At 63.0% G+C, this 8,910-nt stretch carries 14 protein-coding genes; 7 read left to right on the top strand and 7 right to left on the bottom strand.

The window, feature by feature from the left end; translation table 11 throughout:
- Together Y708_RS24240 and Y708_RS0110330 are read right to left on the bottom strand one after the other, a co-directional pair.
- Window positions 1-1,104, bottom strand: a 1,104-nt coding sequence (locus tag Y708_RS24240) for an aromatic amino acid lyase (protein ID WP_051478885.1), incomplete at its 3' end; no start/stop codon positions are given.
- A 6-nt stretch (window positions 1,105-1,110) separates the two neighbouring features.
- Entirely contained in the window at window positions 1,111-2,136 is a 1,026-nt protein-coding gene (locus tag Y708_RS0110330; protein WP_028279878.1) for an ornithine cyclodeaminase family protein, read from the bottom strand.
- A 126-nt stretch (window positions 2,137-2,262) separates the two neighbouring features.
- On the opposite strand from Y708_RS0110330, the gene Y708_RS24245 reads away from it, so the two are divergent.
- The 4 genes from Y708_RS24245 to Y708_RS0110350 are packed head-to-tail and all read left to right on the top strand — an operon-like array spanning window position 2,263 to window position 4,325.
- Window positions 2,263-3,105: a MurR/RpiR family transcriptional regulator gene (locus Y708_RS24245; RefSeq protein ID WP_035775953.1), complete on the top strand. Its 843-nt coding sequence runs from the start codon at window positions 2,263-2,265 to the stop codon at window positions 3,103-3,105.
- Between the two features lie 3 nt (window positions 3,106-3,108).
- The gene (locus tag Y708_RS0110340; protein WP_028279879.1) at window positions 3,109-3,654 is read left to right on the top strand and encodes a HutD/Ves family protein; all 546 of its coding nucleotides are present in this window, start codon (window positions 3,109-3,111) and stop codon (window positions 3,652-3,654) included.
- Between the two features lie 54 nt (window positions 3,655-3,708).
- Window positions 3,709-3,951, top strand: coding sequence for a FitA-like ribbon-helix-helix domain-containing protein (locus Y708_RS0110345; protein WP_028279880.1), 243 nt, complete (start codon window positions 3,709-3,711; stop codon window positions 3,949-3,951).
- A complete protein-coding gene (locus tag Y708_RS0110350) occupies window positions 3,948-4,325 on the top strand; it encodes a type II toxin-antitoxin system VapC family toxin (RefSeq protein ID WP_028279881.1) in 378 nt (125 codons plus the stop codon). The genes Y708_RS0110345 and Y708_RS0110350 overlap by 4 nt, the downstream gene beginning before the upstream one ends.
- A gap of 44 nt (window positions 4,326-4,369) precedes the next feature.
- Here the strand turns inward: Y708_RS0110350 and Y708_RS0110355 are convergent, their stop codons facing one another.
- Entirely contained in the window at window positions 4,370-5,293 is a 924-nt protein-coding gene (locus Y708_RS0110355) for an aldose 1-epimerase family protein (RefSeq protein WP_028279882.1), read from the bottom strand.
- 44 nt (window positions 5,294-5,337) lie between these two features.
- Complete coding sequence (locus Y708_RS0110360; RefSeq protein ID WP_028279883.1) at window positions 5,338-5,526, bottom strand: nucleoside triphosphate pyrophosphohydrolase family protein; 189 nt, start codon at window positions 5,524-5,526, stop codon at window positions 5,338-5,340.
- 114 nt (window positions 5,527-5,640) lie between these two features.
- Between Y708_RS0110360 and Y708_RS24250 the strand changes: the two genes are divergently transcribed.
- Together Y708_RS24250 and Y708_RS0110370 are read left to right on the top strand one after the other, a co-directional pair.
- Window positions 5,641-6,345, top strand: coding sequence for a GAF and ANTAR domain-containing protein (locus tag Y708_RS24250; protein WP_051478886.1), 705 nt, complete (start codon window positions 5,641-5,643; stop codon window positions 6,343-6,345).
- Window positions 6,346-6,354: 9 nt separating this feature from the next.
- Entirely contained in the window at window positions 6,355-7,068 is a 714-nt protein-coding gene (locus Y708_RS0110370) for a GAF and ANTAR domain-containing protein (protein WP_028279884.1), read from the top strand.
- Here the strand turns inward: Y708_RS0110370 and Y708_RS0110375 are convergent.
- Genes Y708_RS0110375 through Y708_RS0110385 form a run of 3 tightly spaced genes read right to left on the bottom strand, consistent with a single transcriptional unit; the run spans window position 7,065 to window position 8,262 of the window.
- Complete coding sequence (locus tag Y708_RS0110375) at window positions 7,065-7,340, bottom strand: hypothetical protein (protein WP_051478887.1); 276 nt, start codon at window positions 7,338-7,340, stop codon at window positions 7,065-7,067. The genes Y708_RS0110370 and Y708_RS0110375 overlap by 4 nt on opposite strands.
- Window positions 7,337-7,945 carry an ECF RNA polymerase sigma factor SigK gene (gene sigK / locus Y708_RS0110380; protein WP_035775954.1) on the bottom strand — a complete coding sequence of 203 codons (609 nt, stop codon included), beginning with the start codon at window positions 7,943-7,945 and terminating at the stop codon, window positions 7,337-7,339. The genes Y708_RS0110375 and sigK overlap by 4 nt, the downstream gene beginning before the upstream one ends.
- The gene (locus Y708_RS0110385) at window positions 7,942-8,262 is read right to left on the bottom strand and encodes a hypothetical protein (protein ID WP_028279887.1); all 321 of its coding nucleotides are present in this window, start codon (window positions 8,260-8,262) and stop codon (window positions 7,942-7,944) included. Before Y708_RS0110385 ends, sigK begins: the two co-directional genes overlap by 4 nt.
- A gap of 181 nt (window positions 8,263-8,443) precedes the next feature.
- Here Y708_RS0110385 and Y708_RS0110390 point away from each other — a divergent pair.
- On the top strand, window positions 8,444-8,910 hold a 467-nt coding region (locus Y708_RS0110390; protein ID WP_051478888.1), incomplete at its 3' end, for a P-loop nucleotide/nucleoside kinase family protein.

Consider the following 8,910-nt stretch of genomic DNA (forward strand, 5'->3'; position numbering starts at 1 on the left):
GTGCAGGCCGGGCCGGTCGGAGAGCTGACGCGGCAGGCCGGTTACCCGTTCGTCGAGCAGACGGTGCAGCCGGGCCGCCGACGTTTCCGCAAGGTGCGTCACCGACAGACGGAGTCCGTCCAGCCCGGCGGCAAGGTCAAAGCCGTCAAATCCGGCCGTCCCCGTGAAGCGGCCGTCCAGGAACGCTGGGGAATCCGTCACGCCGTCGAGCGCGCGGTCAACCGCCTGCCCCAGCGCCGCAGCCGAGCGCAGCAACTGGGCCGCCGCTGGCGCCGCAACACGGAAGGACAGGGGTGCCTGAAGACTCCGCGGAAGCGTTTGGTCGCCTGCGAGCCTTCTCACCGCGCCGACGACGACGGCGAGCTCGGGATTGGCGCGCGCCACTGCCTTCCCGAATGGGTTGCGGTTGGCATTGATCAACACCAGTCCTGCGGACAGGGCGGCGATGGACTGGTCTGCCAGCAGGCGCGCTGCTCGGACCTGGAGTATTGCCAGCCCCGTGGTGACGGGAATGCCCTCGATCAGCGCAACGCCTTCCTTGGGTCCAAGGTGCAACGGTGCCAGTCCCGCCGCAGTAAGCACCGGCGTCGCGGGGACGGCGATGCCGCCTTCAATGAACCTGCCCGAGCCGGTGATGCAGCCGCCCAGATGGGCCAGGGGGATGATCTCACCGGCGGCGCCATTACGCGTTCGGGGAATGGCGGGATGAAGGCCGCGATTGAGCAGGTCGATGAGTCCCTGGCACAGCTCCGCTGAAACCCCGGCATCGCCGTCAAGGAAGGACCGCAACCGGGCGGCCACGGCAACCCGGGCTTCCCTCCGGTTCAGCCACGGGGCTGAGCCAACCGCACGGGCCAGCATCAGGTTGTCCTGCTGCACCGATTGCGCAGCGGTGTCCAGCCGGATCTCGCTGGCGGCGCCCATGCCGGTGTTCACTCCGTAGACGGATTCTTCGTTGTCCAGTGCAGCCAGCACGCGCAGGCGGTGGACCCCAAGGGATTCCCGCAGCGCAGCCCCGAGTTCGAGCGCCGCGCCGTCAGCCACCGCCAGCATTACCGCTGGACCAAGGTCGCCCGGACTGTCTATGACTAATGCGCCGTTCATGGGCAGCTACCGGTATCTGAGCATGGTGCCGGTCTCAGTCTGCTCCGCCTTGGTCAGGATTAGGTGCGCAACCGCCACGTCGAGAATGGACAGCCCACGGTGCCAGAAGAGGATGCGTTCGTCGTCGTGCTCGCGGCCGGGCTTTTGGCCGCTCACAATCTCGCCCAGCTGCGCGTACAGGGTTTCGGGGGAGAGACGGCCGGTGTCCACGTGCGCCCGCAAGGCGCCGAACCGTCCGGACTGGGCCTCGCGCCAATCATCCACCACCACTTTGTCCATCACGTCAAGAAGGTCCAGCTCGACGGCGCTGACCGTTCCGTACGGAACAACAAATGCCCCGGGCTTGACGGCCGCGGTGCGCAACAGGGGGGTTGGCTCGTTCAGGCGTGAGGCCTCCACCAGGATGTCGGCGTTGTCGAAAGCCTCCTCGGCGGTTTCGACTACCCGGACGGGGGTGTCAATCTCCGCGCGGAGTTGCTCGGCGAACGCCTCGCGGGATTCCGGGCGCTTGCTGGTGACCCGGATTTCCTCAAGGTCAAAAAGGCTGTTGAGCATGGTGACGTTGGAGAACGCCGTTCCGCGCGCACCCACGTGTCCCAGGATGCGGGAGTCCTTGCGGGCAAGGTGCTTGGCGCCGACGGCCGTCATGGCACCCGTGCGGGCTTCGGTGATCAGCGTTGCGTCCATGACCGAGAGCGGCACACCGGTGGTGGGATCGAAGAGGGTTGCCATGGCAAGCTCGCTGGGCAGGCCGTGCAGGTAGTTCGGCACAAAATCGCCCACTACCTTGACGCCGCTGACACCGTGTTCGCCGAGTGATGAGACATGCCCGCGCAGCACATTGAAGTGGCCAATTCCGCCGTTGTTCGGCATGAGGTGCATGCGCGGCTCGAAGACCGTCTCGCCGCGGCCGTGCGCTGCGACAACACTGTCCACGGCGTCGATAATTTCTGTGCGCGTGAGTTCAAGGGAGTCGATGTCCGGTCCGGACAGGAACCGCAGCCAGATCTCCCGTTGTGCCTTGCCTGACATTCGGACCTCCACCTAAGAATGGTTTCATGCACGTACGCTAACTGTGTATCATACTATTCACGACTGCGGAGGGCGCTTGCGGACCATTGCGGCCAAGCGGTTCCACACAAAGGGGATGAGGGTGCCATGACGGAGCAGCCCCCGGCTGACAGGGCGCACAACTGGCTGGTGGAACTTGCGCACAAGCACCGGGTTTCGCCGACCCAGCGCCGTGTTATCCAGTACATGCTGGGTTCCCTTCCCTATGCTGCCTTCGCCTCCACCATCGACGTGGCCGAGGCCGCCGGCGTCAGCCAGCCCACCGTGACCCGTTTGGCGACAGCGCTCGGTTACGCGAGCTATCCCGACTTCCGGAATGCCATTCGGGAGATCCTGCGCTCACCGTCCGTCTCCGCTCCGGATGATCCCGCAACAAACAAGCTGGGATTCGAGCAACAGAACATCGCCGCGCTGGAGCGAACCATCGCCGGGGAGCCGATGGCCCGGGCCATCGACCTGCTGTCCGGAACCCAGCCGCTGGGAATCATCGGCCTGCGCGTCTCGTCAGCGCTCGCCGAGTACCTGGGGTACTTTGCCAGCCGGGTCCTTCCGGACGTCCATGTGCTCAACGATGCAGCCTCAATGCACGACGCCGTACTGCAGCTTCGCCTGGACGGCGCCACCGCGGTGCTCGCGTTTGTGATGCCCCGGTACCCTTCGGCAACGTTGGAGGCGCTGGCCTACGCCCGCAGGCTGGGGATGGCAACCGTGGCCATTGCGGACTGTCCGGTGGTGCCGTTTATCGAGGACGTCGATGCCCTGCTGGTGGCGCCGGTGGGAACGGATCAGGTGTTCGATTCGCATGCCGCCGCGGTTGTGCTGGCGATCTCTCTGCTGGACGCCTTGGCTGCGAAGCACCCCGAACGAACGCAGCAGAGACTCGAGGCGCACGAGGAACTGGTGGAGCACTGGTCCACAGTGGCGCGGTAGGCAGTGGACATCCTTCCGGCCGCCGGGCACCGCAGAATTCCCTGGCTCAACGGTCAGGGGTACACCACCGAAGTTTTTGTCAGCCCTGGCCTGGATGGCCTGTTCGAGTGGCGCCTGAGCATTGCCACGATCGATTCCGACGCTGAGTTTTCGCAGTTCCCCGGCGTAGATCGGACTCTGATGGCGTTGTCTCCACAGGGTCTGGATCTATTGGATGAAGCTCATCCCGTACGGCTGGATCAGTTTGCCATTCACTCCTTTGCCGGGGAAAACCGGGTGAGCTCCATCAACGTGTCCCAGCCAACACTGGATCTAAACCTTATGACCCGGCGGGGCCGCTGCCATGGAACCATGGTCAGCCGAACGGTGGCCGGCGCATGGACCGTGGCTGCGGATGACGGCGGCCAGGCCGCCGTCGTGCTCCTCCAAGGGACGGTGCACTGCGGTGGCGTGGGGCTGGGACTGTACGACGCCGTCGTCGTTGGCGCAGGAACCCGGATGGAACTGGAAGGCGACGGCGTGGTGGCGCTGATGATGATTACACGATGATCGGGTCAGGCAGGATTGGGTGCAAGATGCACCCAGAATGGATATCCTTGAACCATGTCGAAAGTGATTCAGATTAGGAACGTTCCTGATGACGTGCATAACTCGCTCAGAGCTGCAGCGGAGGCGCAGGATGTCTCACTCACGCGTTTCATCCTGCGCGAGCTGGAGCAGGTGGCACACAGGGCTGAAGCAGTGGAAGGCAATAGGGCGGTGATTGAACGCACCCAGTCCCAGGTCCACAGCCGGGTTGGCCGGAAGGTAATCCTGGATGCGCTCCACGAGGGTCGCGGAGAATGATCGTTATTGATGCGGGCGTGGTTATCGAACTCGTGGCCGGCGGGCTGGATCCTCAGAAGCTCGGCGTTGACGAACTTGCAGCCCCTCACCTCATCGATAGTGAAGTCACTAACGTTCTGCGTCGCCTTGTAGCCCGTGGACATTTGAGCGCGGAGGAAGGCGGGCGGGCTCTCGAAGGATTCATGGGAATGACCCTGAGGCGCTATCCAGCTGATGGGCTGAGGCTGCGCATGTGGGAGCTCCGCCACAATCTCAGCGCTTACGATGCCACCTATGTTGCGCTTGCGGAGCAGATCGGTGCCACTGAGCTCCTCACCACCGATGCGCGTCTGGCAAGCACGCCGGGCATCCGCTGTGCGGTTACGGTTCTCTAAAAGTTAGACCATTCGCAGCTCAGATTTGAAGCTGCCTCCGCAACCTAGACCGAATGAATGAGCCAGCCCACGGAGTGGAATTCCCCGGGCTGCAGCACAATCAGGTCGGTTCCCGAATTGAAGGCGTCCGGCGGGCACGTCATGGGTTCGGCGGCAAGGCCAAGCCGCGAGATGGACGCATCCTTCGGCTGGTCAGCCGTGTGGATCTGCACCCACGGGCAATCGGGCCCAAACGAGACTGCCGCCCCGCGTCCGTCCGGTCCAGTGACGCGGACCGTGGCCACGCCGACGTCGTACCTGATGCCGGTGAAGGCGTGGTCCACAAAGGTGGAGCCAATCATGCGGGGGGAGCGGAAATCGAATGTCGTGTCGACGGGGGACAGCCGGGTTGGAATGAGTCGGTCTTCGGTCACTTCAAGCACCTGGTCGGCAGGAACGGTCAAAGTCCAGGCATCGACTGTGCCGTCGCCGCCCAGCAGGTAGGGGTGAGCGGAGGTCCCGTATGGCGCGGCGGAAGGACCCGGGTTGACGGCGGAAATGGTGGTGTGGAGACCCGCGTCGTCGAGCGCGTACAGCACCTCAACCTGCAGGCGGTACGGAAATCCCAGTTGCGGAACAATCTCGGCGCTCAGCCGGACAGTAGCATCCGTTTTCTCTTCGAGCGCCCAGTCCTGCCACACCAGCAGCCCGTGCAATGCGTGGAGGCGCTCGGGTTCGGTCAGGGGGAGCTGATGCGCGGCGCCGTCGAACGTGTATTTCCCATCGACTACACGGTTGGGCCACGGGGCAAGCACAGCGCCCCGGTAGAAGGGGCGCACTTCGTTTGCGTCATAAGGCAGCACCAGGTCCCGGTCGTCGTGACGGAGATAGCGCAGCGATGCACCCACGCTCGCAATCGACGCAGTGTACTGGCCATGCTGAAGGGTGTGCTGGGTGCCGGAAACGGGCGTGGAGTCGGTGGTTTTCATCGGGTCCAGTTTACGGTGCTGCGCCACGCACCCGCCGGATTGCGTCACGAAGCCTTCATCCAGCTCAGCCAATTCCTGTCAGTGGCTCCGACCACGTCCACTTCGTGTTGGACCGCCAGGAGAAGGACGTGTGCGACGACGCTGGCCAGTTCCGCTTCGAAGGCCGCACCGCGCTTGTCCCGGGTGGCCGGGAGGGGGCCGTGTGCGCTGTCGGGAGCTTGCAATGCGAACACGGCGGCACAGGTCTATGGTTAAGTCAGAGCCTCAGTGCTGTTACTACGTGAAGGGTCGGGGACTTGCAACGATGGTCAACAACCCGCATTCCGGTTCAACCCCTTGGTGGAGTCATGACTGAGTGGGCTTCGGCGGAGTTGGGATTCGACAATACACAACTGTGTGCACCCTTTCTTGAGTCGCTGCCCGTCACGGGCGCCTCTGTTTCCCTGTTTGGCGGGTCTATGCAGGAAACGCTGATTTATGCCACGGACGCTGTGTCGGCTCGGCTTGATGAGTTGCAGTTCGACTTGGGTGAGGGGCCCCGCTGGGAGGCGCTGCGGACCCGGCTGCCAGTCCTCCTGCCCAATCTGCAGGCGTCGGATCACCGGTTATGGCCCGTGTTTGGGAAAGCAGTTGCCGGAACCGGCGCCGCGGCCATGTTTGTTTTCCCGCTATCGGTCGGGGCGATCGACATCGGAGTGGTTGAACTCTACAAATCATCGCCATGGGTCCTGAACAGCTCCGATCAAATGACGGCGTCTGTCCTGGCTGTCCAGACGTCATGGACGCTGTTGCGCCAACTGCTAACCCTCGGCGCCTTTGATGGTGAGGATCAGGCATCCGGAAGTTCACCCCTCTCGCGCCGGGAGATCCATCAGGCCACCGGCATGGTTCTTGCACAGGCGACGATGACTGCCGTGCAGGCACTGCTGCTCCTGCGCGCGCATGCCTTCGCCAACGGCAGCACGCTGGCTGAAACAGCCAAGGATGTTGTCGCCAGGGAACTGGACTTCTCCCCGCCTGAAGAGGCGATGAATGGGCATGGGCTGGAGTAAAGTGGAGGCATGGTGACTACATCGCGCGCGGAACGGGTCAGCGCCGCGTTTGTGAAACTCACAGACACACTCGTCGCGGACTACGATGTGCTGGATCTACTCCACACCCTGGTTGAAGAGACGGTCGGTCTGCTTGACGCTGCTGCTGCCGGACTGCTGCTGGTCGATCCGCAGGGTGAGCTGCAGGTGGTTGCCTCCACCAGCGAGGAAAGCCAACTGGTTGAGATTCTGCAGCTTCAGGCCGGATCCGGGCCGTGCGTTGAGTGTTTCAGAACGGGTGTTGTGGTTGCCATCGACAACATCGACTCAATGGCGGGGCGCTGGCCGGAGTTTCAGGCAGCGGCTCTGAGCCAGGGATTCCGCTCCGTGCATGCCGTTCCTATGCGCGTGCACGGCCGAACAATCGGCGCTATGGGACTGTTCGGTCAGGATACTGGTGCGTTGACCCCGGAGGATTCGGCCATTGGACAGGCGTTGGCCGACGTTGCGACGATCAGTCTGCTCCAGGAGCGAACCATCCGTGAAAGCGCACTGGTCAACGAGCAGCTGCAGCGTGCGCTGAACAGCCGGGTCCTGATCGAGCAGGCCAAGGGAGTCATTTCCCATACCAGCGGCGTGGACATGAGCGAGGCTTTCATCCGGCTCCGTGGGTACGCCCGTTCAAACAGCGTCAGTCTGCATTCGACCGCCGGCAAAATTGTTGACCGTTCGCTGACCCTTTAGGGCTCGCGGTATTCGCGGTCTCTTCGGTTGAGCTCTTCGGTAAGTCCGTCCAACCGGGACTGGGTTTCAGGATCCGGCTGCCCGTAATGGATGTACTCAAAATCGAGTTGTCGGTGGATTCGGCTGTTCAGCACCTCAATCCCAGCTTGATCCAGGATGGCGAGATCTTCCGGGAACCGTCCATTGGGTGAGAGCCAGCTGGGATGCTCCGGCCGCCCCATGGTGGTCCTCACCGCGAAAGCGGCGCCAGCCCCCGACTCGTTGTGGTTCATTGGTCCCCCATGCAATCCCTGAGCCGGAGCAATGCACTCCTGATCCGGGTTTTAGCTGTTCCGAGCGGCACGTTCATTACTGCCGCGGCATCCTGATACGTCAACCCCCGGTAGTACGCGAGTTCCAGGGACTCCCTCTGAATCCGTGTTAGGGAATGCAGGTGCCCGGCAACGGACTCCGCTTCCCAGCGATCAGCGACGGTTTCAGAGACTACGTCATAGGCCACGGCCCGGTGCGCCACTCCATAGCGGTGCAGGCGGATGGCGGACCGCTGTTCCGACCTGACCTTGTCCACGGAGCGGTGATGAGCAAGCGTCATCAGCCATGCCCAAGGGGTACCGAGGGAGTGATCATATTCCCCGGCGCCAGTCCACACCTGCAGATAGATCTCCTGGGTGACGTCCTCGCTCAGATCGGAGTCGCGGACAATTCTCCGGACCAGCCCGTGAACCCGGGAGGAAGTGTGTCCGTAAAAATCAGCGAAGGCACTTCGGTCACCCTGGCCTACCCGGTGCAGGAGCATGGCCAGGTCCACGGGTATCGTGTCCGCCGCCGCGGACAACTCCCTGAGGCCCGGTGCCGCCCTGCTCTGTGTGGTCGTCATCGTTGGGCCTGCCCGATGACCATCCACGTTGGATAATTGCCTAGCCTGCTCAGGGCGTCGCCATGCACGGTTTGTGCCTCGCTGAGGTCCACACTGATGGTCAGATCGGAGCCCAGGTAACTGGTGCGCGCGACCATTCGAATGAGCGCGTCGCAGTTGGACCGGGTCAGCGATCCGCGAACGGCTACCGTTGCAAATCCCATATCGGGGTTGACCTGGATGAGAGCTTTTAGCTGTAGCTCCGGAGTAGTGCTTTCGAGTGTCAGAGCCTGCGTATTGGACAGCTGACCAGATTGATGTTCATCAGAATTTGCCATCGTTGATTCCCCGCTCTTGACGTCCACATCTTTGATGCGGCTATGCCGGGGTCCGGGGCAATATCACAACGGTAACCCGTATAGGTGGGAGCGTCCAGCGGGCGGGGGTATCGGTTGGAACGGAACCGTTACGCGATTCGAGGACTACGACGGCGGGCGCTTCCGCTGGCATGATCAGAGGATGAGTGCAGCACCGATTCTGTTCCTGCTGGTGGGTCTGCCCGGCGCAGGCAAGACCACCCGCGCCGTCGAGCTGGAGGCCCAACACCACGCACTGCGGTTGACGCCGGATGAATGGATGATTCCGTTGTTCGGTGAATCCGACGCGGATGGCAAACGCGATGTGCTGGAGGGCCGGCTGATCTGGGTGGCTGCACGGGCGCTGAGCTCCGGGGCCAGCGTCATCCTGGATTTTGGGCTCTGGGGAAAGGACGAGAGGTCGGCGCTGCGGGCAATGGCGTCCACACTCGGCGTTGAGTGCCGGGTGGAGTATCTGGAGGTGGACCATGCAACCCAATGGGAGCGCATCACGGGTCGGTATGCCACGACGCCTGACAAAACATTTGAGCTGACTGAGGACATGATCGCCGGGTATCGAAACGGATTCCAGGCTCCCACTGCTGGGGAACTCGCAGGCGGGTCCATCGG

The sequence above is a fragment of the Arthrobacter sp. H5 genome, from assembly GCF_000520595.1.
Taxonomy (GTDB): Bacteria; Actinomycetota; Actinomycetes; order Actinomycetales; family Micrococcaceae; genus Arthrobacter_D.

What these genes read in the sequence shown, in the direction of transcription:
- Y708_RS0110345 (WP_028279880.1), top strand. Translation starts at nt 3,709, where the DNA reads ATGTCGAAAGTGATTCAGATTAGGAACGTTCCTGATGACGTGCATAAC.
- Y708_RS0110350 (WP_028279881.1), top strand. Translation starts at nt 3,948, where the DNA reads ATGATCGTTATTGATGCGGGCGTGGTTATCGAACTCGTGGCCGGCGGG.
- Y708_RS0110355 (WP_028279882.1), bottom strand. Translation starts at nt 5,293, where the DNA reads ATGAAAACCACCGACTCCACGCCCGTTTCCGGCACCCAGCACACCCTT.
- Y708_RS0110370 (WP_028279884.1), top strand. Translation starts at nt 6,355, where the DNA reads ATGGTGACTACATCGCGCGCGGAACGGGTCAGCGCCGCGTTTGTGAAA.
- Y708_RS24245 (WP_035775953.1), top strand. Translation starts at nt 2,263, where the DNA reads ATGACGGAGCAGCCCCCGGCTGACAGGGCGCACAACTGGCTGGTGGAA.
- sigK (WP_035775954.1), bottom strand. Translation starts at nt 7,945, where the DNA reads ATGACGACCACACAGAGCAGGGCGGCACCGGGCCTCAGGGAGTTGTCC.
- Y708_RS0110330 (WP_028279878.1), bottom strand. Translation starts at nt 2,136, where the DNA reads ATGTCAGGCAAGGCACAACGGGAGATCTGGCTGCGGTTCCTGTCCGGA.
- Y708_RS0110385 (WP_028279887.1), bottom strand. Translation starts at nt 8,262, where the DNA reads ATGGCAAATTCTGATGAACATCAATCTGGTCAGCTGTCCAATACGCAG.
- Y708_RS0110375 (WP_051478887.1), bottom strand. Translation starts at nt 7,340, where the DNA reads ATGAACCACAACGAGTCGGGGGCTGGCGCCGCTTTCGCGGTGAGGACC.
- Y708_RS24250 (WP_051478886.1), top strand. Translation starts at nt 5,641, where the DNA reads ATGACTGAGTGGGCTTCGGCGGAGTTGGGATTCGACAATACACAACTG.